Source organism: Aliirhizobium wenxiniae, assembly GCF_019511445.1.
GTDB classification, from domain to species: Bacteria; Pseudomonadota; Alphaproteobacteria; order Rhizobiales; family Rhizobiaceae; genus Neorhizobium; species Neorhizobium wenxiniae_A.
In genome coordinates, this window is the sequence record NZ_JAEUAN010000004.1 from 164,729 (window position 1) to 186,182 (window position 21,454).

The 21,454-nt window shown below is 59.3% G+C and carries 26 protein-coding genes and 1 riboswitch; of the genes, 16 read left to right on the plus strand and 10 right to left on the minus strand.

Annotated features, from left to right (window positions below; all coding sequences use genetic code 11):
- Positions 1–32: 32 nt before the first annotated feature.
- From JNB91_RS06665 to JNB91_RS06695, 7 genes are all read left to right on the plus strand, one after another.
- Entirely contained in the window at positions 33–287 is a 255-nt protein-coding gene (locus JNB91_RS06665) for a ribbon-helix-helix domain-containing protein (RefSeq protein ID WP_220324742.1), read from the plus strand.
- A 4-nt stretch (positions 288–291) separates the two neighbouring features.
- Positions 292–591, plus strand: coding sequence for a type II toxin-antitoxin system RelE/ParE family toxin (locus JNB91_RS06670; RefSeq protein WP_220324743.1), 300 nt, complete (start codon positions 292–294; stop codon positions 589–591).
- Between the two features lie 85 nt (positions 592–676).
- Positions 677–865 (plus strand): YegP family protein, encoded by a 189-nt coding sequence (locus JNB91_RS06675; RefSeq protein ID WP_183821573.1) that lies wholly within the window; start codon positions 677–679, stop codon positions 863–865.
- A gap of 50 nt (positions 866–915) precedes the next feature.
- Positions 916–1,362 carry a YaiI/YqxD family protein gene (locus JNB91_RS06680; RefSeq protein WP_220324744.1) on the plus strand — a complete coding sequence of 149 codons (447 nt, stop codon included), beginning with the start codon at positions 916–918 and terminating at the stop codon, positions 1,360–1,362.
- Between the two features lie 21 nt (positions 1,363–1,383).
- The gene (locus JNB91_RS06685; RefSeq protein ID WP_220324745.1) at positions 1,384–2,055 is read left to right on the plus strand and encodes a DUF1345 domain-containing protein; all 672 of its coding nucleotides are present in this window, start codon (positions 1,384–1,386) and stop codon (positions 2,053–2,055) included.
- A gap of 36 nt (positions 2,056–2,091) precedes the next feature.
- Complete coding sequence (fghA, locus tag JNB91_RS06690) at positions 2,092–2,928, plus strand: S-formylglutathione hydrolase (RefSeq protein ID WP_220324746.1); 837 nt, start codon at positions 2,092–2,094, stop codon at positions 2,926–2,928.
- Between the two features lie 36 nt (positions 2,929–2,964).
- Entirely contained in the window at positions 2,965–3,999 is a 1,035-nt protein-coding gene (locus JNB91_RS06695; protein WP_220324747.1) for a hypothetical protein, read from the plus strand.
- A 58-nt stretch (positions 4,000–4,057) separates the two neighbouring features.
- Here JNB91_RS06695 and JNB91_RS06700 read toward each other — a convergent pair whose 3' ends face one another.
- From JNB91_RS06700 to crcB, 6 genes are all read right to left on the minus strand, one after another.
- Positions 4,058–4,444 (minus strand): DoxX family protein, encoded by a 387-nt coding sequence (locus JNB91_RS06700; protein WP_220324748.1) that lies wholly within the window; start codon positions 4,442–4,444, stop codon positions 4,058–4,060.
- Between the two features lie 113 nt (positions 4,445–4,557).
- Positions 4,558–5,061: a hypothetical protein gene (locus tag JNB91_RS06705; protein ID WP_220324749.1), complete on the minus strand. Its 504-nt coding sequence runs from the start codon at positions 5,059–5,061 to the stop codon at positions 4,558–4,560.
- Between the two features lie 54 nt (positions 5,062–5,115).
- On the minus strand, positions 5,116–5,907 hold the full coding sequence (locus JNB91_RS06710; protein ID WP_220324750.1) for an ATP12 family chaperone protein: 792 nt from the start codon (positions 5,905–5,907) through the stop codon (positions 5,116–5,118).
- A gap of 11 nt (positions 5,908–5,918) precedes the next feature.
- Positions 5,919–6,566 (minus strand): HAD-IA family hydrolase, encoded by a 648-nt coding sequence (locus tag JNB91_RS06715; protein WP_220324751.1) that lies wholly within the window; start codon positions 6,564–6,566, stop codon positions 5,919–5,921.
- Positions 6,563–7,552 (minus strand): RluA family pseudouridine synthase, encoded by a 990-nt coding sequence (locus JNB91_RS06720; protein ID WP_220324752.1) that lies wholly within the window; start codon positions 7,550–7,552, stop codon positions 6,563–6,565. The genes JNB91_RS06715 and JNB91_RS06720 overlap by 4 nt, the downstream gene beginning before the upstream one ends.
- 36 nt (positions 7,553–7,588) lie before the next feature.
- Positions 7,589–7,966: a fluoride efflux transporter CrcB gene (crcB, locus tag JNB91_RS06725; RefSeq protein ID WP_220324753.1), complete on the minus strand. Its 378-nt coding sequence runs from the start codon at positions 7,964–7,966 to the stop codon at positions 7,589–7,591.
- A gap of 114 nt (positions 7,967–8,080) precedes the next feature.
- On the opposite strand from crcB, the gene JNB91_RS06730 reads away from it, so the two are divergent.
- The 5 genes from JNB91_RS06730 (at position 8,081) to JNB91_RS06750 (ending at position 13,720) form a co-directional block, all read left to right on the plus strand.
- Complete coding sequence (locus JNB91_RS06730; protein WP_220324754.1) at positions 8,081–8,359, plus strand: hypothetical protein; 279 nt, start codon at positions 8,081–8,083, stop codon at positions 8,357–8,359.
- Positions 8,360–8,582: 223 nt separating this feature from the next.
- Positions 8,583–8,671: riboswitch (glycine riboswitch) on the plus strand.
- 186 nt (positions 8,672–8,857) lie between these two features.
- Positions 8,858–9,994 carry a glycine cleavage system aminomethyltransferase GcvT gene (gene gcvT / locus JNB91_RS06735; protein ID WP_220324755.1) on the plus strand — a complete coding sequence of 379 codons (1,137 nt, stop codon included), beginning with the start codon at positions 8,858–8,860 and terminating at the stop codon, positions 9,992–9,994.
- 23 nt (positions 9,995–10,017) lie between these two features.
- Entirely contained in the window at positions 10,018–10,380 is a 363-nt protein-coding gene (gcvH, locus tag JNB91_RS06740) for a glycine cleavage system protein GcvH (protein ID WP_220324756.1), read from the plus strand.
- Positions 10,377–13,241 carry an aminomethyl-transferring glycine dehydrogenase gene (gcvP, locus tag JNB91_RS06745; protein ID WP_220324757.1) on the plus strand — a complete coding sequence of 955 codons (2,865 nt, stop codon included), beginning with the start codon at positions 10,377–10,379 and terminating at the stop codon, positions 13,239–13,241. The genes gcvH and gcvP overlap by 4 nt, the downstream gene beginning before the upstream one ends.
- A 221-nt stretch (positions 13,242–13,462) precedes the next feature.
- A complete protein-coding gene (locus JNB91_RS06750) occupies positions 13,463–13,720 on the plus strand; it encodes a hypothetical protein (RefSeq protein ID WP_220324758.1) in 258 nt (85 codons plus the stop codon).
- A gap of 10 nt (positions 13,721–13,730) precedes the next feature.
- On the opposite strand, the gene JNB91_RS06755 is transcribed toward JNB91_RS06750, so the two are convergent.
- Positions 13,731–14,939: a DUF418 domain-containing protein gene (locus JNB91_RS06755; protein WP_220324759.1), complete on the minus strand. Its 1,209-nt coding sequence runs from the start codon at positions 14,937–14,939 to the stop codon at positions 13,731–13,733.
- A gap of 328 nt (positions 14,940–15,267) precedes the next feature.
- On the opposite strand from JNB91_RS06755, the gene JNB91_RS06760 reads away from it, so the two are divergent.
- Together JNB91_RS06760 and JNB91_RS06765 are read left to right on the plus strand one after the other, a co-directional pair.
- On the plus strand, positions 15,268–15,501 hold the full coding sequence (locus JNB91_RS06760; RefSeq protein ID WP_220324911.1) for a flagellar basal body protein: 234 nt from the start codon (positions 15,268–15,270) through the stop codon (positions 15,499–15,501).
- A 118-nt stretch (positions 15,502–15,619) separates the two neighbouring features.
- On the plus strand, positions 15,620–16,735 hold the full coding sequence (locus tag JNB91_RS06765; RefSeq protein WP_220324760.1) for a metallophosphoesterase: 1,116 nt from the start codon (positions 15,620–15,622) through the stop codon (positions 16,733–16,735).
- A gap of 8 nt (positions 16,736–16,743) precedes the next feature.
- Here JNB91_RS06765 and JNB91_RS06770 read toward each other — a convergent pair whose 3' ends face one another.
- Genes JNB91_RS06770 through JNB91_RS06780 form a run of 3 tightly spaced genes read right to left on the minus strand, consistent with a single transcriptional unit; the run spans position 16,744 to position 19,415 of the window.
- Positions 16,744–17,940, minus strand: coding sequence for an FAD-dependent oxidoreductase (locus JNB91_RS06770; RefSeq protein WP_220324761.1), 1,197 nt, complete (start codon positions 17,938–17,940; stop codon positions 16,744–16,746).
- Positions 17,941–17,970: 30 nt separating this feature from the next.
- Positions 17,971–18,804, minus strand: a complete 834-nt coding sequence (gene mazG, locus JNB91_RS06775; protein WP_220324762.1) for a nucleoside triphosphate pyrophosphohydrolase — start codon at positions 18,802–18,804, stop codon at positions 17,971–17,973.
- 20 nt (positions 18,805–18,824) lie between these two features.
- A complete protein-coding gene (locus tag JNB91_RS06780; RefSeq protein ID WP_220324763.1) occupies positions 18,825–19,415 on the minus strand; it encodes a deaminase in 591 nt (196 codons plus the stop codon).
- Between the two features lie 235 nt (positions 19,416–19,650).
- Here JNB91_RS06780 and cysG point away from each other — a divergent pair, with 235 nt between their 5' ends.
- Both cysG and JNB91_RS06790 read left to right on the plus strand, forming a co-directional pair.
- Entirely contained in the window at positions 19,651–21,123 is a 1,473-nt protein-coding gene (gene cysG / locus JNB91_RS06785; RefSeq protein ID WP_220324764.1) for a siroheme synthase CysG, read from the plus strand.
- Positions 21,120–21,434, plus strand: coding sequence for a DUF2849 domain-containing protein (locus JNB91_RS06790; RefSeq protein ID WP_220324765.1), 315 nt, complete (start codon positions 21,120–21,122; stop codon positions 21,432–21,434). Before cysG ends, JNB91_RS06790 begins: the two co-directional genes overlap by 4 nt.
- Positions 21,435–21,454 lie beyond the last annotated feature (20 nt).

Genomic DNA, 21,454 nt, shown 5'->3' on the forward strand with positions numbered 1-21,454 from the left:
ACTGAGGTCTGGCGCGGTAATCTGGAGGTTAGATGTCGCGCAACCAGGCTATTTCGCTGGATGACAAGCAGCAGCAACTCGTTGACCGTCTGGTTGAGACAGGTCGGTACGACGGCGCAAGTGATGTCGTGGCAATGGGCTTGAAGCTCGTGGAAGAGCGCGAACGCAATGCCCAGGCATTCACACAGGATCTGGAGGCCGAAGTCGAAATCGGCCTCTCAAGCGGCCCTGCGATTGCGATGGAGAGCGCTGAAGAACTGATCTCAGAATTTCGGAAGAATCGATAGATCGATGGCCACTCTTCTTCGGCGCCCGCAATTCGTCGAGGATCTGAGAGAGGTTTGGCGCTTCATTGCCAGGGATGACGAAACACAAGCCGATAAATTCGTATTCGAACTCGAAAAACGATACAGAATGCTGGCGGAAAATCCTGCGCTCGGCACGGCCCGCTTTCCGAAATATCCGGCGATGCGGATATTCCCCTATCGCAGCTACCTGATCATCTACACGCCTCTGCAGGATCAGGCCGGAATAGAGCTGATCCGACTACTCCATTCTGCAAGAGACTATCATCGCTATTTCGACGACTGAAGCGTATCCATAGCCAACCGCCCCGCTTGCTTTTCCTATGCCCCGATCTATCATCCCATCCGGGAAGTAGAGAGAGGAAGCCACCATGTACAAATTCGAAGTCTACAAGGATAAGGCAGGCGAGTTCCGTTTCCGGTTCAAGGCCTCCAATGGCCAAAGCATGTTTTCCTCCGAAGGTTACGCGGCCAAGGCCTCAGCCATAGCGGCCATCGAATCCATCAAGAAGAACGCACCCGGCGCAACTGTCGACGACCAGACGACAGCCGTGGCATGATCTGCTAAGTCGCTTCCTTGTTAAATCTGTCTACGAGGAAGCGAACAGTCTTGATCTATGTCGATGCCGATGCCTGCCCGGTGAAGCCGGAAATATTGAAGGTTGCGGAACGCCACGGCCTTGAAGTGACATTTGTCGCCAATTCCGGCCTGCGCCCTTCCCGCGATCCGATGGTGAAGAACGTGATTGTCTCGGGCGCCTTCGACGCAGCGGATGACTGGATCGCTGAGCGAGCGACCTCGGGCGACATCGTCGTGACCGCCGACGTGCCGCTTGCCGGACGTTGCGTGGCGGCAGGTGCTTTCGTCACCGGCCCGACCGGCCGCCTGTTCGACAAGACCAATATCGGCATGGCAACCGCGATGCGTGATCTCGGCGCCCACTTGCGTGAGACAGGCGAGAGCAAGGGTTATAACGCAGCCTTCTCGCCGAGGGATCGCTCGGCGTTTCTGGAAACCCTCGACCGGCTCTGCCGCAGGGCAAAATCGGCCGGCTGAGCATATTGGTGAACATCGCAGATGGCGAAGACGAGTGGCGGCAACAGAAAACGGCATTGGGGTCACCACCGCCATGGGCCGTTTTTCGCGGCCGCAATCGCCGCCCTTGTCGCCCTGCCCGTCCTGATCGTTGTGTTACCGGAAATCTCGGCAGCCCTGACCGCGATAATCTTTTTCGTCATCTATCTAGTCTTGATCGGCCTGCGCATTCGTCATCTCGATGCCGACCGGCTGCAGGCGAGCGGCCAGAATACCGATGAGCCGGCTCCCATTATCCTTGCCGTCACCCTCCTCGCAGCCATCGCGGCACTCATCACCCTGTTCGAAGCGTTGAACCAGAAGCAACCCTCTGGCCTGCTGGACGTGACCGTGGGTTTTGCCGCCGTCATTCTCGGTTGGTTTTCCATCCACACGATGTTTTCCCTGCATTACGCCCATCTCTACTGGCGGCCCGGCGACAAGGATGACGGTAAGTCGGTCGGCGGGCTGGATTTCCCGCAGACGGAGCGACCCGGAGCCTTTGATTTTCTCTATTTCGGTTACGTCATCGGCATGACCGCCCAGACTTCGGATGTCGCGATCACCGCCACCGACATGCGCAAAATCAATCTCCTGCATGCGGTCGTGTCTTTCTTTTTCAATACGATACTGGTAGCCGCAGCGGTCAATGCCGTCGTCTCGCTGGCGACCTGAAGACGCAAGAACCAAAAGCCCGAAAGGACTATCTCCATGAAGATCATTTCCCAGAACACCGCCTTCGGTGGCATGCAGGGCGTCTTCACCCACGAGTCGGACGCCTGCAAATGCGAGATGACCTTTGCGGTCTTCGTGCCGCCGCAGGCAATTGCCGAACCGCGTCCGGTGCTCTGGTATCTTTCTGGCCTGACCTGCACCCATGCCAACGTCATGGAAAAGGGCGAGTATCGCCGCCTTGCAGCCGAGCTTGGCCTGATCATCGTCTGCCCGGATGTCAGCCCGCGCGGCAATGACGTGCCCGACGAACTGACCAACTGGCAGATGGGCAAGGGCGCAGGCTTCTATCTCGACGCCACCGAAAAGCCCTGGGCCGAAAACTACCAGATGTATACCTACATCACGCAGGAACTGCCGAAGCTCATCAGCGAGCAGTTCCGCGTCGATATGGAAAGGCAAGGCATTTTCGGCCATTCGATGGGCGGCCATGGCGCCATGACCATCGCTCTGAAGAATCCGGACCGCTTCAAAAGCTGCTCGGCCTTCGCGCCGATCGTCGAGCCGTCGACCGCCGACTGGTCGGCACCGGCTTATGAAAAGTATCTCGGGACGGACAAGGCTCTATGGCGCCAATATGATGCCTGCGCGCTGGTAGCCGATGGCGCACGCTTCCCCGATTTCCTGATCGACCAGGGCAAGGCCGACGGCTTTCTCGAAAATGGCCTGCGCCCGTGGCTGTTCGAAGATGCCGTGAAGGATACTGATATTGGCCTGACGCTCAGGATGCACGAGCGTTACGACCATTCCTATTATTTCATCTCCACCTTCATGGACGATCACCTGCGCTGGCATGCCGAGCGGCTCATAAAATAAAGATTGCAAAACACAAAAACACCCTCATACGATGCAGTGCGTTATGAGAACGGGGTGTTTTGCATGTCAAAAAAGCATCTGATCATCGTTCATGGACGGGCCGTAAAACCCGCAGAGCAGGTCATACGGGATCTGTCGATCAAAGCCATCAAGAGCGGATTCGGTCGTGCCAAGCGGCCGGATGCGTTCGCAGCATTCGATGAGATAAAAGTCTCGCTCGGCTATTATGGCGACATTAGCAACGATATCCTCGCCAAGAGTAGCAAAACTGAAAAGAGCAAATTGACGGCGAGCGATCCTGCTCATGGCGGGGCACCCTGCTTCGCGGCCGCGGAGTTACACGCCGCTTTCGGCTTAACCGATGCGCGCTCGAAAATTTTCGATAAGGCGGCCTATAAAAAGGTGCTGAACGAGGCCCGTGACGCCCGCTACATCGATGAACTCGCCGACACGTTTTCCCTTTTCGGCGCGTTGCTCACCGGCGGCCTGTTCAACAAGCTTGCGATAAACGTCACCACGAAAGATCTTGGCGCATATCTGACCTCGCACAGTATCGGTTCGTCGATACGCAGTCGATTGAGCGTGACGCTGGAAAAGGCGCTGGCCGCCAAGGAGGACGTCTGCCTGCTCACACACAGCATGGGCTGCATGGTCGCCTATGACGTTTTGTGGAAATTCGCTCACCAGAGTGAGTACGAACAGTTCCGCAAGAAACAAGACCCGGTCTCGTTATGGCTGACGATCGGCAATCCGCTGGCTGAACCGGGGGTCAGACAAAACCTCCTCGATGGACGCTACCCCGAGGAAGATCGGTACCCGAGCGGCCAGGTCCGGAACTGGGCGAATTTTTATGCCGTGGATGACTTCATTTCCCACCGGGAAAACATGGGACCCACCTATCGCGCCATGCAGGACAAGCAAGGTTTTCCCAAGATCACCGACACCGAAATCTATAACTGCTGGATATACGACGATATCCATGACGGCACGACAACATCCAACCCGCACGACCTTTATGGCTACCTGATGAACCAGAAGGTTGCCACACGACTTGCCGACTGGCTGTTATGAGCCCGTCACCCCGGTGATATACCGCCCGCACGGAGCCATCCGGTGCGGGCGTTTTTGTTTATCGCTTATCCACGGACCATGCACCCGCGCCTGCAAAGAACAGGTAGAGGAAGATGAAGCAGAACAGGATTGCGGCTTCGCCGCCGTTCGGTGCCGGCCAGAAACCTCTGGATGCATGCGCCATGAAATAGGCTACCGCCATCTGGCCGGATAGAATGAAAGCCACCGGGCGCGTGAGGAAACCGATGGTGATCAGGATGCCGCCAATAAATTCGAGAAGCGCGGCAAACAGTATCAGTGTGGAAAGCGGCCCACCATCGCCCTGCGGCACCGGAAATGAAAAGAGCTTCATGGTCCCGTGTTCGATGAACAGAAGACCGGTCATGATTCTTAAGGCAGCGAGACCTTGTTCCCTATAGACTGCCAGACGATCGAAAAGTGCCATCGGATATCTCCCCGGATGAATAAGCGGCACAGCGTTAGTTCCCGGCCATTTTTGCCAGAAATCAACTTTCCGACACCATCCTTAGAAGTTGTAAATCCGATTTAAGCAAGCCTTTAGGGAGTTCCGCCACTCGCAAGAGATGTAAGCAGTGCGGCACGATGCGGCCGCCCAAGCTGGAATTCCGACGCGATTCGAGTGGCGATCTTTTCCGCAAGCGGACTGTCGGCAGGCTCCTTGCTGAAGCTCATGACCGACGTCTCGAACTCGCCCTCGGCAACCGGTTCGCCTGACCCGACCGAGATGACCTTGACCGTGACTTTCGCAGAGTAACGATGGCCGAAAAGAACAGGGGATCGGCGCGTATCCGACAACCTCACCGTCAGGATAGTCCGCGGCAGCATCATCGACCGCGATGTGGCGCGGATCGCGGAATCGACCAGGATATCGGTGCCGGTGATCAGATCGCGCGAGACATCGGGCTGTGCCGTCACGAAGGCTCCGCGCACATCATAGAGCATGCGCTCCGCCTGCTCCTCTGCTGCCGGCATGCGAAAGCCGGTCAGCATCAACATGGCCAACGGCAGGACGGCAGCAACACGGAAACGGCGAAGAGACATGCAGACACCCGGAACAACGAGCCCGCATACTCCCCGCTTAGGGTTAGTGAAGCCTTAAACCGAGGGCTTCAACGCCTGAAAAACAGCCACAGCTGCCTGGAATTCGGCATGCCGTTTTTCCCGACGGTTCTGCGCTTCCGCATCCTCGCCCCAATGCTCGGCTGTCCAGTCCTCTTCCAGATGGGCAAGCCGCCAGATATCCTCGGCTGCAAGGTGGCTCTCGGCAAAGGCTAGCGCCAGAATGGCGGAGCCGGTCAGCGTTGTCACCGTATGGAGAACGGCAAGTTCGATCGCCGTATCGTATTTTCTCAACACCGAGGAAAATGCAGCCGTCGCATCACGCGGCTGATCCTTCGGCATCACGCCTTCGATCAGTTCGAAACGCGCGCCGTGCTGGTTTGCCACCCAGTCGAGGATCGGATCCCATTGCTGCTGCTGGCGAAGAACGAGATTTTCCGGGCTTTCGGCGCGGTAGCACAGCATGTCGCTGGACGAGAAACGGAGAATATCCTCGAACACTGCCTGGGCTTCGACGGCAACACCATCGATGGCGGTATTGATCAGGCGCGTCACCGGCATGGTGCGCGGATCGATGACCTCGACCTGGTTCGCCCATTCGTCACGCAGCAATTCCGCAAGCCGTACAGTCGGAACGGCCAGTGCAGCCTTCGCAGGTGTTTTCACCGGGCGACCGTCGAGATGTACCGCATGCCCACCCTCGCCTTCGACGATCGAGACCTCGGTGTAGAAGCGCTTCGGCAGCGGCTTCTGCATCTGAATCTGCGCCCGCCGTGTCGGGTCCGGATGGCTCATCGCGTCCGATGGGTCGGGGAAAAGTTCGCGCATGTGATAATTCCTCAGCCGATATGGGCCAGTATCTCGCTCGGATGATCGACGATCACGTCGGCACCAGCTTCTCTGAGTTCGTTGACCGAGGCATAGCCCCAGGAAACACCGATGGCTGTTGCACCAGCCGCCTTTGCCATCTGCATATCGTAAATGGCATCGCCGATTACATAGGTATCGGTTGGCCGCATGCCGGTCTCGTCGCAGCATTCCGTCACCATCGCCGGATGCGGCTTGGACGGGCAATCATCGGCCGTGCGCGAGGCGACGAACTTGAACCCGTGGGTTTCCCGGACGGAATCGAGACCGCGGCGGGACTTTCCGGTAACGGCGCCGAGAATGATTTCGTCACGGCCTTCAAGCGTGTTCATCAGGTCGAGAATGCCGGGAAACAGCGGTTCGCGATAATCCATATCGCCGCGCACGACGGAAAACAGCGACTTGTAATAGGCCATCATCTCGACAGCCTCCTCATCCGCATGCTGTTTTCCCTGCATACGGGCAATCGCGATATCGAGCGTCAACCCGATGATCGACTTCGTGTCTTCGACCGTCGGCTCGGGCTTGCCGAAATGAAGAAACGTCCGGCGCATGGTTTCGTGGATCAGGCTCGCGCTATCAACCAGCGTGCCGTCGCAATCGAAAAGAACCAGTTTCATTCGTCGTCGTCCCTTGCACCGTTTTCCATGTCGAAGCCGAGCAGGTTCCAAGTCTGCACCATATGCGGCGGCAGCGGCGCGGTCACCTTCAGGCGACCACCGTTCGGATGAGGGATGTCGATATGGCGCGCATGCAGATGCAGCTTCTTCTGGATGCCGCCGGGGAACGGCCAGTTGATATCGTCGTCGAAATATTTCGGATCGCCGATGATCGGATGGCCGATGGAAAGCGCGTGGACGCGAAGCTGGTGGGTACGCCCGGTATAAGGCTCCATCTCCAGCCAGGCGAGCGACTGCGCTGCCGTTTCAAGCACGCGGTAATAGGAGATGGCGTGATCGGCTCCCTCCTCGCCATGCTTGGCGATCCGCATCTTGTCACCATCCGGAGTCTGAATCTTGACCAGCCAGGAGGACAGCTTGTCCTCGCGCTTGCGCGGCACGCCCTTGACCAGCGACCAGTAGGTCTTCTTGGTATCGCGCTCGCGAAACGCGGCCGTCAGCTTCTGCGCGGCTCCGCGGGTACGGGCGATGACTAGAACACCTGACGTATCGCGGTCGAGACGGTGAACCAGACGCGGCTTCTCACCCTTAGGGCTGATCCAGGATTCGAGCATCTGGTCGATATGGCGCGTCACGCCGGAACCGCCCTGCACGGCAAGACCGGCAGGCTTGTTCAAGACGATCACCTTGTCGTCCTCATGCAGAACCATGCGCTGCAAGAGCTCGTAATCGCCGGCATGCTTCAGGTCCTTCGACGCAATCGGACCTTTTTTGGAATCCGTATCCATGGGCGGTACGCGCACGGTCTGGCCGGGCTCGACGCGCGTGTCGGTCTTGACGCGACCGCCATCGACGCGCACCTGACCGGAGCGCAGCAATTTCTGCAACGGGCCGAAGCCAAGACCCGGATAGTGGATCTTGAACCAACGGTCGAGGCGCATGCCTGCCTCGTCCGCCTCGACGCGGATATGCTCGATGCCTGCCATCAAAGCTCTTTCTTATATCTTCGTGATGCGCGGTCTTTAGAACATTGCCCGCCCGAGCGCCAGCCCGGCAAAGACCGCGGCGAAGGAAACCACAAGGCTGCCGATCACGTAAGCGGCAGCAGCCGCGATAGCACCGCGCTCGAACAGCACCATCGTATCGAGTGAAAACGACGACCATGTGGTGAAGCCGCCGAGCATGCCGGTGACGATAAACACCCGCAATTCCATCGAGGCATTGAAGCGGCGCGCGATCATTTCCACCATCAGGCCAATGATGAAGGAACCGACGACGTTTACTGCAAGCGTTCCCCAGGGAAAGCTCGGCCCGAACCAACGGACTGAAAAGACGCCCACCAGATAACGAAGAACTGATCCGATAGCGCCACCAAATGCAGCCAGTAGAATATTCGTCATGACCTCAACCCTTGACTGCGCGACTAAAAGCACACATCGTTAAAAAGCAATGGTTCCGCTTAAACATCGAAGAACACCCCTTCCCGTAAGGGTGGAAGATCGAAGGTGAGGCAAATGACCCAGATCGTGACCATTTCTGCAAGTACGGCGGCTTTGAATATCGAAGCGCTCCGCACGCCGCGTCGCGTTTCCGTGAAGGACCAGGTGGCCGATGTCAAGGCGGACTCCGACCTGAACGCCAAGGCCAGAGAAAACGTCAGCGATCCCGAAGCAGTAGATTCCATGGTCCCGGCAATCAAGGTCAGTATCGATGTGCTGACAACTGGCAAACAGCCTCAGCAGCAATATACGCTGCAGCAGGTCCAGGCGGCCTATCGCGACTTCGAAGACTGATTTTTTTTGCACAGAGCGGCCGGGCCCGTCGCACCATTTTTTCGCTGCCTGCCGCTTTATTCCTCCCATCGGAAATTGTCGATCACGCACCACCGCACCGGTCACGGCACATCGCCGCAATCACCTGTCATTGAACCAGATCAATCCATACCGGTCCTGCGACATAAATCGTGCTGGTTTCGACATGCGGCCCTTGCCAAACCGTATGCTGCAACGATAATGAGCGCGACCCGTAGGGAGAAGCCGCTTCAGTGCGGTGCCGAAGGAGCAACCGCCCCGGAAACTCTCAGGCAAAAGGACCACGGGTAGACTGCAGGAACTCTGGAGAGTAGCAGCCGTTTTTCGGAGGCTCGCCGAAGGGATAACAATCTCAGGCGAAAGGGACAGAGGGGGCTCGAAACCGACAAGGGAAACCCTTTGGGGCAGACCCGTGTCCTAATCTGAGCCGGCGTGCGAGCTGTTTTCATTCAGCGCGCGCCAAAAACCTGGAGGCGTCTTTTGGACGATCAAGCAGTTCTGCGCACCACTCCGCTTCATGCATTGCATATTTCGCTCGGCGCAAAAATGGTGCCGTTCGCAGGCTATGACATGCCGGTACAATATCCGCTCGGCGTGATGAAGGAACACCTTCATACCCGCACTGCTGCCGGCCTGTTCGATGTGTCTCACATGGGCCAGGTGATCGTGAAGGCGAAATCCGGCGACTATGCCGACGCGGCGCTGGCGCTCGAAAAGCTCGTCCCGGTCGACATTCTGGGCCTCAAGGAAGGCCGCCAGCGTTATGGCTTCTTCACCGACGCCAACGGCTGCATCCTCGATGACCTGATGATCACCAATCGCGGCGATCATCTTCTCGTCGTCGTCAACGCTGCCTGCAAGGACCAGGACGTGGCCCACATGAAGGCCAACCTCGTCGATTGCGACGTCACACTTCTGGAAGATCGCGCGCTGATCGCCCTTCAGGGTCCGCGTGCGCAGGCGGTTCTGGCCGAACTCTGGGCCGGCGTATCGGCCATGAAGTTCATGGATGTGCGCGAAGTCCCGCTTCACGACGTGCCCTGCATCGTTTCCCGTTCCGGCTATTCCGGCGAGGACGGTTTTGAGATCTCCGTGCCGTCCGACAACGCTGTCGAGATTGCCAAGGCGCTTCTGGAGCATCCAGATTGTGAGGCGATCGGCCTCGGCGCCCGTGATTCACTACGTCTTGAAGCCGGCCTGTGTCTCTACGGAAACGATATCGACACCACCACCTCGCCGATCGAAGCCTCTCTCGAATGGGCGCTGCAGAAGGCCCGCAAGGCCGGCGGTGACCGCGAAGGCGGTTTTCCGGGTGCTGAGCGCATTCTCGGCGAGCTCGCAAACGGCACGACCCGCCGCCGCGTTGGCCTGAAGCCGGAAGGCAAGGCACCGGTCCGCTCACATGCAAAGCTTTTTGCCGATGCGGAAGGCAAGGTCGAACTCGGCGAAGTCACGTCCGGCACATTCGGCCCGAGCGTCGAAGGCCCGGTCGCCATGGGGTATCTGCCGGTCAGCCACGCAAACGCCGGCACACAGGTCTATGCGGAAGTCCGCGGCAAGTATCTGCCGATGACCGTCTCTGCCCTTCCCTTCATCACACCCACCTATAAACGCTAAGAAATCCTCCGGAGAGAACCAAAATGTTGAAATTTACCGCTGAACACGAATGGCTGAAACTTGAGGGCGATGTCGCAACCGTCGGCATCACCCAGCATGCGGCCGACCAGCTCGGCGACCTGGTTTTCGTCGAACTGCCGGAAATCGGCGCAGAACTCGTCAAGGACGGCAATGCTTCCACCGTTGAGAGCGTCAAGGCTGCATCCGACGTCTATTCTCCGCTCGACGGCGAAGTCACCGAAGTCAACCAGGCGATCGTTGATGACCCGTCGCTCGTCAATTCCGATCCGCAGGGCGCCGCATGGTTCTTCAAGCTGAAGCTGAAGAACGTTTCCGACGTCGAAGGCCTGATGGACGAAGCCGCCTACAAGGACCTGATCGGATGACCGAAAATACCGATTTCCATTTCACCGACTACAATCCGTATGACTTCGCCAACCGGCGTCATATCGGCCCCTCACCGGCTGAAATGACCGAAATGCTGAAGGTCATCGGCTATAAGTCGCTCGATGCTCTGATCGATGCCACCGTGCCTTCCTCGATCCGCCAGCAGGTCCCGCTCACCTGGGGTGCAGCGCTCTCGGAACGCGAAGCGCTCGACAAGCTGCGCGAGACGGCCAACAAGAACCAGGTCCTGACCTCTCTCATCGGCCAAGGCTATTACGGCACCATCACCCCGCCGGTCATCCAGCGCACCATTCTGGAAAACCCGGCCTGGTACACGGCCTACACGCCTTACCAGCCGGAAATCAGCCAGGGCCGTCTCGAAGCGCTCCTGAACTTCCAGACGATGATCGCCGACCTGACCGGCCTCGACGTCGCCAACGCCTCGCTTCTCGATGAGGCGACCGCGGCGGCCGAAGCCATGGCACTCTGCCAGCGCCAGGCAAAGACCAAGGCAACCGCTTTCTTCGTAGACAAGGCCTGCCACCCGCAGACCATCGCCCTGATCGAAACCCGCGCCGCCCCGCTCGGCTGGAGCGTCATCATCGGCGACCCGATGACCGATCTCGATCCGGTTGACGTGTTCGGCGCGATCTTCCAGTATCCGGGCACCCATGGCGAAGTCCGCGACTTCACCGGCCTGATCTCCCGCCTGCACCAGACCGGTGCGCTGGCCGCGGTCGCTGCCGACCTTCTGGCCCTGACGCTTCTGAAGTCTCCCGGTGAGATGGGCGCAGATATCGCCATCGGCTCCTCGCAGCGCTTCGGCGTTCCGGTCGGTTACGGTGGTCCGCACGCCGCCTATATGGCCGTCAAGGACGCCCACAAGCGCGCCATGCCCGGCCGTCTGGTCGGCGTTTCGGTCGATGCCCGCGGCAACCGTGCCTATCGCCTGTCGCTGCAGACCCGCGAACAGCATATCCGCCGCGAAAAGGCGACGTCGAACATCTGCACCGCGCAGGTTCTGCTCGCCGTCATGGCCTCCATGTACGGCGTCTTCCATGGGCCTCAGGGCCTGAAGGCGATTGCCCAGCAGGTCCACAGGAAGGCCGTGCTGATGGCAAAGGGCCTGGAAAAGCTTGGCTACAGAATAGAGCAGGAGAACTTCTTCGACACGATCACGGTCGAGGTAGGCCACATGCAGGGCCTTATCCTGCGTGCAGCCGTTGCCGAAGGCGTCAACCTGCGCAAGGTCGGCGAGACGAAGATCGGCATGTCGCTCGATGAGCGCACCCGCCCAGTCACGCTCGAAGCCGTCTGGCGCGCATTCGGCGGCAATTTCAAGGTCTCCGACTTCGAAGTCGAATACCGCCTGCCGACGGCGCTTCTGCGGAAATCGGATTACATGACCCATCCGATCTTCCACATGAACCGCGCCGAAAGCGAGATGACCCGCTACATCCGCCGCCTGTCGGACCGTGACCTCGCGCTCGACCGTGCGATGATCCCGCTCGGATCCTGCACGATGAAACTCAATGCGACAGCGGAAATGCTGCCGATCACCTGGCCTGAGTTTTCGGATATCCATCCGTTCGTTCCGCAGGACCAGGCGCTCGGCTACAAGGAAATGATCGACGACCTGTCGGAAAAGCTCTGCCAGGTTACCGGTTACGACGCCTTCTCCATGCAGCCGAATTCCGGCGCGCAGGGCGAATATGCGGGCCTGCTCACCATTCGCAATTACCACATTGCCAATGGCGACACGCATCGCAACGTCTGCCTGATCCCGACATCCGCCCACGGCACCAACCCGGCCTCGGCACAGATGGTCGGCATGAAGGTCGTGGTCGTCAAGGTTCGTGACAATGGCGATATCGATCTCGACGATTTCCGTTTGAAGGCCGAAGAACATGCCGCAAATCTTTCCTGCTGCATGATCACCTACCCGTCCACGCATGGCGTGTTCGAGGAAACGGTCAAGGAAATCTGCGACATCACGCATAAGCATGGCGGTCAGGTCTATCTCGACGGCGCCAACATGAACGCCATGGTCGGCCTCGCCCGCCCCGGCGACATCGGCTCCGACGTATCCCACCTCAACCTGCACAAGACCTTCTGCATTCCGCATGGCGGCGGCGGCCCCGGCATGGGCCCGATCGGCGTCAAGGCGCATCTTGCTCCTTACCTGCCGGGTCATGTGGCAAGCGATGGTCGCGAGGGTGCGGTGTCTGCTGCTCCGTTCGGTTCCCCGTCGATCCTGCCGATCTCCTGGTCCTACTGTTTGATGATGGGCGGTGAAGGCCTGATGCAGGCAACCAAGGTTGCGATCCTCAACGCCAACTACATCGCGGCTCGGCTCAAGGGTGCCTATGACGTGCTCTACAAGTCGGAAGCCGGCCGCGTGGCGCATGAATGCATCATCGACACCCGTCCGCTCAACGCCTCTGCCGGCGTGACGGTGGACGACGTGGCGAAACGCCTGATCGACTGCGGCTTCCACGCACCGACCATGAGCTGGCCGGTTGCCGGCACGCTGATGATCGAGCCGACGGAGTCGGAAACCAAGGCCGAACTCGACCGCTTCTGCGAAGCGATGCTGGCGATCCGCGAGGAAGCCCGTGACATCGAGGAAGGTCGTTCAGACAAGCTGAACAACCCGCTGAAGAACGCTCCGCATACGGTGGAAGACCTCGTCGGCGAGTGGGATCGTCCTTACTCCCGTGAACAGGCCTGCTTCCCGCCCGGCTCGTTCCGCGTCGACAAATACTGGTCGTCGGTCAACCGTATCGACAACGTTTATGGCGACCGAAACCTCGTCTGCTCCTGCCCTCCGCTGGAGGATTATGCGGAAGCTGCCGAGTAAACGGACAGGTACAAGAAGATTGGAAAAGGCGGCCTCGGGCCGCCTTTTCTGTATCAAAATGAACCATTTGCGCTGTCGCGCATTATAGGCGCAAGGCCGGATGCATCGAGGATGATCAGATGTATCCGATGGGTGCCATGTCCTAGCGGCACCCTCCCGTTTCCGAACCCGCAGCGGAAAGGCGCTCTTTCGGAAACTCCAGAATGGTTGTGAGGGCAGAAATGTTTAGGGATAAGGTTTCGTCTAACATCGTACTCGGATCGGATGATCTCGAGCTTCTGCAACGGTTTCTGGAGGCCTGGTGCGAGGAAAACGATGTCTCGCCGGAAAGCGAGCAGGCCCAGGCGATCGCATCGGGGCTGATGAACTGGTACCAGTTCGAGCTGGGCGACCGCAACAACCTGAAATCCGGCCCTGCGACGCCGCTCCCCGAGTCAGAGGAGCTGGAAACCCTTATGCGGAAACTGAAGGCCGCCTGAAGACCTCCCTTCAGGCCTGCCTGACCCGCGGCGTTCTCCATCCGACAAGCATGTTGACCAACGATGTGATCCGCGCCTGCATCCATTTCACAACGGCTGCCAACGTACCGCCCCGGCGCACTTCCCGGTCGAACAGATAGCTGAGCAGCGTGATCACAATGCTGATCAGCACCACCTGGAAGACGGCAGAATGCAGATTATCCGGCTCACCGGGCCAGCCGTAGAGCAGCATGTTGCCGAAGGCGAAGGTGAACAGGCTGGTGCGGCCGAAGAAGACCGGCTTTTCCAGCCGCTGCTTAACCTCGGGCGACAGGCGCTGGGTAAGCAGAACCGCAAGGCTCGTCATCGCAACCGCACCGCAAAGGCCTGCTGCGAAATAAAGCGGATCGCTATCCATCCGCAGCGACATGTCGCCGAGTTCCGCCAGCGACTTCTCATCGCAGAACAGGATGCCGAGAGCAATTACCAAAGCCGAGCCCGCCAGGAGATAGGACGCCCTTGTGACGACACCGATAGGCGGCTTGTCGGATTGCACCGTCCTGTCTCCGGCAATCAGCCGACCGAACGCCATTCCGGCGATGATCAGGCTTGTTCCATGCAGGATCGACGGACCGCCAAGCTTGGCATCGCCGACACCGAAGAGGAAGGTCACCACTCGCTCGGCATACATGCCCAGATGGAAATCGAGGGGGCTAGGAAGCCCGCGAATGACTGGATGGGCGGCATGAACGATGAGCGCCATGACCACCAGCGGCAGCAAGCCGACCCTGCAGCGCAGCCACAAGAGGAAGGGCGCCAGGAAAAGCACGACGGCATAGAATTTGAGGATATCGGTGAACGGCGTAACACCGATCAACATCATAGTCGCCAGCGAGAACTTCAGCGAATAGCCATCGGCAAACAGGTAGAGGACGAAGACCGAGACGCAGTAGAGAAGCCAGCACTGTATCGCGCGGGAAAACAGCCGGACCGCGACCCGCTCCTGCTCACCGGCAACAAAACGTGGCCGATAGACAATCTCGAGCATCGTGCCGAACAACAGGATGAATGTCGGGGTAGCGAGCGCCATCAAGGCACGCAGGAAATCCGCCGAAGCACCGCTCCAGAATGTGTCCATATTGGTGACGACCCAGACATGGCTGAGCATGGCGAAAAAGATGGCGACCGACCGGGTCAGATCTATCCCGATAATTCTCGGGATTGCTGCTTTACCCGCCATGAACAGCTCCTTCAGCCGGCATCGGAAATATTGCAGTGCAATACCGACATAGGCCCATGCGTTTTTAGGGCAATCCCTAAATCTGACACTTCTCTCGAATTCCGATCGAGCGTTGCAGTCGGTCGGATCGACATGAACCGGATGTTTTGGCGATGAATGCGGCCATTATGGGGAGCGGCCCAAATCGGAAACAATGCGTGCTGCGGGATCCTTGTCCCTGATCGAAACAGGAGACGGGATAAGCGATGCCGAGGCTTAACCCTGTCCCTTCACCCTTCATTCGTCGCTGTCCGTCATAACGATGGCGAACGACGATGAAGGCAAGACCATGACGATTTCGGCAGCAATGAGCATTTCCGTCTCCGGCATGCAGACACAATCCCAGCGCCTCGGCACGGCTGCAAACAACATCGCCAATGCTTCAACACCCGGATACGACGTCGAGCCGGCAAGCGAAATGATCGACGTGATGACGGCCGAACAAGGCTTTGCCGCCAATGCAGCCGTCTTCGAAACCGGTGCAGACATGTGGGACCTGCTGCTGACCATCAAGCGCGATTGATGCGAACGGAGGTCTCGACGCGATCAAAATCGCGTCAGCCGATTGGCTTGGGCAGTTGAGTTATACGGCGAACTCGAAGAAGAGAGGTCTCCTTTCCCAAGACCCAGAGCATTCAGCCTTGTTTCATCTCTTCAAAGCCATCCTTTGCCTCTATGTCGTTGCCCGTTTCATTTATCCCCTGCCCTGGCCGAACTGGCTGAAGGGATTTCTCGCCGTCATCCTGATGGTGGTGTTCCAGCACAGTCTGATCAGCCTTCTCGTCTTCGGCACGATGTTCTCGCCGGAAGTGCCGCGGGTCGCGATGATCCTGGTGAACTGGCTTGCCGGTTTCGTGCTGCTCACCGCCGTCTGCCAGCTTGCAATCGACATCGTTGCCTTGCTGATCGCCGCCCTGAAACGCCGGCGCATCTCGATCGCGCCTCGGCTGCGCTATGGCGTCGGCATCCTGACCATGTCGCTGGCAGCCTTCGCCGTTTCCCATGCAATCCGCGTCCCGCCGGTCAAGGAAGTAGAAATTCGCATCAAGGATCTCCCGGCTGAATTCGACGGCTACCGGATGATCCAGCTCACAGATTTGCATATCAGCCGCCTGTTTCAGGCCCCCTGGGTCGAAGAGACGGTTGCGAAGGCCAATGCGCAGAACGCCGATCTGATCGTCATTACCGGCGACCTGATCGACGGCGACCTTCAGGCCCGAACGGATGACGTGGCACCACTGGCGAAGCTGAAAGCCACCGATGGCGTCTACACCATTCCGGGCAATCACGAATATTACTTCGGCCATGACGGCTGGATGGCGAAATATCAGGAGCTTGGCCTCAAGACCATCTCCAACGGCCATGTCCTGCTGTCGCGCGGAGATGCGAAGCTGACGCTTGCCGGCGTCAATGACGTCAACGCCACCCGTTTCGGCCTCGAAGGACCGGATGTCGCAAAGGCTTTGGCCGGCGGGCCGCCGGAAACCCCGGTCATCCTTCTGGACCACCAGCCGCGCAATGCGCGACTTGCAGCGGAAGCCGGTGCAGACCTGCAGCTTTCCGGCCATACGCATGGCGGCATGATCCTCGGCATGGATCGGCTGGTTGCGCGCTTCAACAACGGTTTCGTCTCTGGCCGCTACGACGTCGGCGACATGCAGCTTTACGTCAACAACGGCACGGCCTTGTGGATCGGCTTTGCGCTTCGGCTCGGCGTGCCTTCGGAACTGACGGTCATCACGCTTCGGCCCGCCTGAAACAACACCTAAAGCTCCTCGAGCCCGATGCGCTTGATCGGGCTGAGGAAATCGCCCGTGACCAATCGGCTGACGAGTTGCCGCACCAGCGGCATCCGCGTCGTCGGGCCGATCGCGATATCGCGCATCGCCGGCAGAATGCGGCTGTCGGACTGATAAAACGGCGTCAGCACGAGACTGAGTGCCTGGTAGAGCCAGACATGCGGCCCGCGCTGGCGCAGATGCAGCGCAAAAGCCTCGTCGATCGACGGTGCGCGGGAAAGCGCAGAGGCCAGTGAAGCGGCATCGATCATCGCCATATTGGCGCCCTGGCCCAATTGCGGGCTTGTCGCATGCCATGCATCGCCGATGCGGATGACACCGCGCCCGGCCACCGGCTTTCGCGTGTGGTGACGATAGCGGGCATGCACCGGCTCGGCCACTTCGGCAAGCGACACTGCCTGCGGCCAGAGTGCGTTCACCCGCTCCAGCCACGCCTCCCGACCCGCATTGCGCCACGCATCGATATCGCGGTTGCGCAGGCTCCAGAAGAAAGTCGCCATCGGTACGGCCCCGTCCCTCGCCGTCCCGACCGGCAGGACGCCGGCCATATGGCTCGCCCGCTCGTAACGCTGCTCCAGCTCGTGAGGCTGAAACGGTCCGTTCTCCGGCCATGGCACCGTCGCCCAAAGCGCGCCGTAGTTCAGCTCCTTAGCCGGATCGTGGCCGATCGGTGAGCTTGCGCCCATGGCGTCGACGACGAGATCTGCTGATGGCGTTGCGCGCCCGCCATCGAGCACCAGTGCCGGTCTGCCGCCTTCGATGGCGCCAGTCGTTCTCGCCTTCGTCTCGAACCGAACGCCTGCAGAAATTGCCGCCGATAGCAGCAGATCGAACAAGGCCACCCGCTGGATGGCGATGCCATGACCGTCGCCCGGATAGCTGATCTCCAGCACCGTCTTTCCCGGCTCGGACGATCCGCCGGCCAAAGCTCCGTGCATACGGGTAATGACCTGCCCGCGAGCCGCGATCGCATCGAACAGGCCCATCGCCTTCAGGATTGCCAGCCCCGTCGGCTGCAGCACGAAGCCGGAGCCGATCGGCTGGGGTGCAGCCATCTGGTCATAGACCACGACTTTCGCGCCGCGCCGGGCAAGCATCGTCGCAAGCGACAACCCGCCGATACCGGCACCGGCGATTGCGACTTCCAGCCCATCGATCTTCATGACAGGGTCCCGTCCGCGACGTTCACGCGCTCAACCCAGCTGCCGTTCGATGGCTTTGGCGGCCTGCCACAGATCTTCCATCCGCTCCAAAGAAGCGCCCTCAAGGCTCTCGCCTGATTTTTCAAGTTCCGTCTCTATATGATTGAACCGACGCCGGAATTTCGTATTCGTCCCGCGCAGCGCGTTTTCCGGATCCGTGCCGACATGACGGCCGATATTGACCACCGCGAAGATCAGATCACCAAGCTCGTCGGACACTTTTTCCGAATGGCCTGTCTGCAGCGCCTCACGCAATTCCCGCACCTCCTCCTCTATCTTGTCGAGGATCGGCTCGGGCTGCGACCAATCGAAGCCAACCTTGGCGGCGCGTTCCTGCAGTTTCAGCGCCTCGGTCAGCGCCGGCTGGCTGCGATGCACCGACCCGAGAAAACCAGCCTTGAAATCCTCGGTAATGCCCCGGCTCAAGCGCCGCTCGGCCCGCTCGCGCTTTTCCTCCTGTTTGATATCGTCCCATTGGATTTTCACCGCACCGGGTGTATCGGCATCGGAACGGGCAAACACATGCGGATGCCGACGGATCATCTTTCTCGTCACCGCTTCCACCACATCGCCAAAGGCAAAGTCGCCCGCCTCTTCCGCCATGCGGGCGTGAAAGACCACCTGCAGCAGCAGGTCGCCCAACTCCTCGCAGAGATCGTCCATGTCGTTGCGTTCGATCGCGTCGGCGACCTCATAGGCCTCCTCGATCGTATAGGGCTTGATCGACGTGAAATCCTGTTCGAGATCCCAGGGGCAGCCGGTGACGGGCGTGCGCAGCGCCGCCATGATCTCGATCAGGCGCGAAATATCCTTTGAAGCTTCCATTGTGAAATGTCCTTGGGCGCTCAATTGAGCGGTATGTCGTTTTCGCCCTTGCCGGACTGATAGCTGTCCGAAAGGCGCTGATAGGTCTGTTTGATCCGGGACGTCTGTTCGCGCAATTGCTGTCGCAGCGGGTCCTGCTCCGTCTCCACTAGATCGGCAATGAAGTAGGAATTCCAGAACGCGTTAGACCGGCGATAACCGCCGGGCTCCAGCCCGAACACTTCCTTGAGGATCTTCAGATCGTGCGGGATGGCAAACGCGTCGCGCGAATCCTCATGGCTGAAGAAGGAATAGAAATTGTCGAAACCGGCCCAGGTGATGGCCGACATGCACATCGTGCACGGCTCATGAGTTGACAGGAAAATCAGATCCTTGGTGGAAAGTCCTAAAGTCTTTTCATAAAAGCGCTTCAGCGTGTGAACTTCACCGTGCCAGAGCGGATTTTCGAGCTCGTTATTCGTCTCGGCAATCACCAGCGAAAGATCGGATTTTTTCAGGATCGCCGCCCCGAACACCTTGTTGCCGGCAGCAACACCCACATGCGTAAGCGGCAGGATGTCGTGTTCGATAACGTCGAGAAGCCGGGGGGCGAGTGTGGCGGCAATGGTCATGAAGGCTCTTTATGGCTGGTATGTCTAGGCAATTTATAACGTGGACCGAACCGATCGAGGCAAAAACCTAGTATTCTACAGAAATACTGGAAAAATATCCTCTGCGGTGGCTTTTGCTCAAGAACAGGTTGATTGAGAAACAGAAATACCCGCGGCCAATCCACTTCGCATATCCATTTCTTCAAAACCTGCGTCCGATTATGGATATTCCTGTCATATGTTTCAGGATAACCGCATGTCAGCCAGCCATCAACGCCTGTCAGCCTTCCCGGCCTTTTTCCGTGTACATGGAAAAACCGTGGCGGTCTTCGGCAACGGCGACGAAGCCTATGCCAAAGCCCGCTTGCTCCGAAATACCGATGCCGAGATCGTCGCCTATGCCGACGAGCCGGAAGCGGATTATGCTGCCTGGCTCGAGGCGCAGGGGATCAAGGTCATCCGTGCCGAATTCTCCGCCGAGCAGGTAAAGGGTGCCGTACTGGTTTTTGCCGCAACCGGTAAAGCTGAGCAGGACCAGACGATCGTCACCGCCGCCCGTGCGCAAAAAATCCCGGCCAATGCCGTGGACCAGCCCGATTATTGCGACTTCTTCACCCCGGCCCTCGTCAACCGCGCGCCGGTCGCCATCGCTATCGGCACCGAAGGTGCCGGCCCGGTTTTGGCTCAGATGATCCGTGCCCGCATCGACCAGATGCTGTCGCCGTCTCTCGGCCGCCTTGCAAACCTTGCTTCCGATTACCGTGATGCCGCCGAACGTCTCGTTCCGCGCGGTGTCTCCCGCCGCATCTTCTGGCGGCGGTTCTTCTCCGGCGATGTCGCCGATGCGATCGAAGCGAACGACCATGCCTCCGCCCGTCGTGCGGCCAATGTGCTTCTGTCGACCTCCGGTCAGGCCGAGGGCAAGATATGGCTGGTCGGTGCCGGTCCCGGTGCCGAAGACCTGCTGACGCTTCGGGCGCAGCGCGTGCTGATGGAAGCCGACGCGATCGTCTATGACGCGCTCGTGCCCCAGGCTATCGTCGACATGGGTCGCCGCGATGCGGAGCGCCTGTCAGTCGGCAAGCGCAAGAACTGTCACTCCAAAAGCCAGGACGAGATCAACCGCCTGCTGGTCGATCTCGGTCGCCAGGGCAAGCGCGTCGTGCGGCTGAAATCCGGCGATCCGCTGGTTTACGGCCGTGCAGGTGAGGAAATGGCAGCCCTTCGTGAAGCCGGCATCGCTTACGAGATCGTGCCTGGCATCACCTCAGCTTTCGCCGCTGCCGCCGATTTCGACCTGCCGCTGACCCTGCGTGGCGTCGCCTCGTCCCTGATCTTTACTACCGGCCATGACCTGACCGGCGATGTGCTGCCGGACTGGGCAAGCCTTGCCATCTCCGGCGCCACCATCGCCGTCTATATGGGCCGCACGGTCGCAGCCTCGGTCTCCGAACGCTTGATGGATGCGGGCTTGAGCCGCGACACGACCGTTGCCGTGATCGAGAATGCCAGCCGCACCGACCGCAAGCTCTTCCATGGCGTGCTGAGCGAGCTGCCGTCACTGGAAGCGCGTGACGACCTCGATGGCCCTGTCATGGTGATCATCGGCGAAGCGGTCGCCGGCGCGAATTTTGACAAATCCGAACCGCTCTCCGCCTTCAGAAAATCCGTTCGCCAAGCGGAAGATGCAGGCCAGGAAAACGGCCAGAAACAAGGAATCCAGCAATGACCGACAAGGTTCTGACCGCCAACCGCCTTTCCGATGGTATCGCCGTCTGGCTGGATGCCGCAGGCCACTGGACGGAAAACCTGCAGGATGCGCTGGTCGCCCGTCATGCGGAAGCAGTCTCGTCGCTGGAAGCGATCGGCAAGCGCGATTTCGCCGACAACAAGGTTGTTGATGTCGCCGTGATCGATGTCGAGGAAACCAATGGCGTGCTTTGGCCGACCCGCCTTCGCGAGCGTATCCGCGCCGCTGGCCCCACCATGAATTACGCGAGCGGCTATGGCAAAGCCGACGCAGCCTTCATCGCAGTCTGACACTTAAGAGTTCTGGAACC

Excerpts from the sequence above, each read along its gene's own strand:
- JNB91_RS06720 (WP_220324752.1), bottom strand. The coding sequence starts at position 7,552 with ATGGCAGGCATCGAGCATATCCGCGTCGAGGCGGACGAGGCAGGCATG.
- JNB91_RS06700 (WP_220324748.1), bottom strand. The coding sequence starts at position 4,444 with ATGGCACTTTTCGATCGTCTGGCAGTCTATAGGGAACAAGGTCTCGCT.
- JNB91_RS06685 (WP_220324745.1), top strand. The coding sequence starts at position 1,384 with ATGGCGAAGACGAGTGGCGGCAACAGAAAACGGCATTGGGGTCACCAC.
- JNB91_RS06665 (WP_220324742.1), top strand. The coding sequence starts at position 33 with ATGTCGCGCAACCAGGCTATTTCGCTGGATGACAAGCAGCAGCAACTC.
- crcB (WP_220324753.1), bottom strand. The coding sequence starts at position 7,966 with ATGACGAATATTCTACTGGCTGCATTTGGTGGCGCTATCGGATCAGTT.
- JNB91_RS06705 (WP_220324749.1), bottom strand. The coding sequence starts at position 5,061 with ATGTCTCTTCGCCGTTTCCGTGTTGCTGCCGTCCTGCCGTTGGCCATG.
- gcvP (WP_220324757.1), top strand. The coding sequence starts at position 10,377 with ATGACCGAAAATACCGATTTCCATTTCACCGACTACAATCCGTATGAC.
- JNB91_RS06730 (WP_220324754.1), top strand. The coding sequence starts at position 8,081 with ATGACCCAGATCGTGACCATTTCTGCAAGTACGGCGGCTTTGAATATC.
- JNB91_RS06670 (WP_220324743.1), top strand. The coding sequence starts at position 292 with ATGGCCACTCTTCTTCGGCGCCCGCAATTCGTCGAGGATCTGAGAGAG.
- JNB91_RS06675 (WP_183821573.1), top strand. The coding sequence starts at position 677 with ATGTACAAATTCGAAGTCTACAAGGATAAGGCAGGCGAGTTCCGTTTC.
- cysG (WP_220324764.1), top strand. The coding sequence starts at position 19,651 with ATGTCAGCCAGCCATCAACGCCTGTCAGCCTTCCCGGCCTTTTTCCGT.
- JNB91_RS06760 (WP_220324911.1), top strand. The coding sequence starts at position 15,268 with ATGACGATTTCGGCAGCAATGAGCATTTCCGTCTCCGGCATGCAGACA.
- JNB91_RS06750 (WP_220324758.1), top strand. The coding sequence starts at position 13,463 with ATGTTTAGGGATAAGGTTTCGTCTAACATCGTACTCGGATCGGATGAT.
- JNB91_RS06780 (WP_220324763.1), bottom strand. The coding sequence starts at position 19,415 with ATGACCATTGCCGCCACACTCGCCCCCCGGCTTCTCGACGTTATCGAA.
- JNB91_RS06770 (WP_220324761.1), bottom strand. The coding sequence starts at position 17,940 with ATGAAGATCGATGGGCTGGAAGTCGCAATCGCCGGTGCCGGTATCGGC.
- mazG (WP_220324762.1), bottom strand. The coding sequence starts at position 18,804 with ATGGAAGCTTCAAAGGATATTTCGCGCCTGATCGAGATCATGGCGGCG.
- fghA (WP_220324746.1), top strand. The coding sequence starts at position 2,092 with ATGAAGATCATTTCCCAGAACACCGCCTTCGGTGGCATGCAGGGCGTC.
- gcvH (WP_220324756.1), top strand. The coding sequence starts at position 10,018 with ATGTTGAAATTTACCGCTGAACACGAATGGCTGAAACTTGAGGGCGAT.
- JNB91_RS06790 (WP_220324765.1), top strand. The coding sequence starts at position 21,120 with ATGACCGACAAGGTTCTGACCGCCAACCGCCTTTCCGATGGTATCGCC.
- JNB91_RS06755 (WP_220324759.1), bottom strand. The coding sequence starts at position 14,939 with ATGGCGGGTAAAGCAGCAATCCCGAGAATTATCGGGATAGATCTGACC.
- JNB91_RS06715 (WP_220324751.1), bottom strand. The coding sequence starts at position 6,566 with ATGAAACTGGTTCTTTTCGATTGCGACGGCACGCTGGTTGATAGCGCG.
- JNB91_RS06710 (WP_220324750.1), bottom strand. The coding sequence starts at position 5,907 with ATGCGCGAACTTTTCCCCGACCCATCGGACGCGATGAGCCATCCGGAC.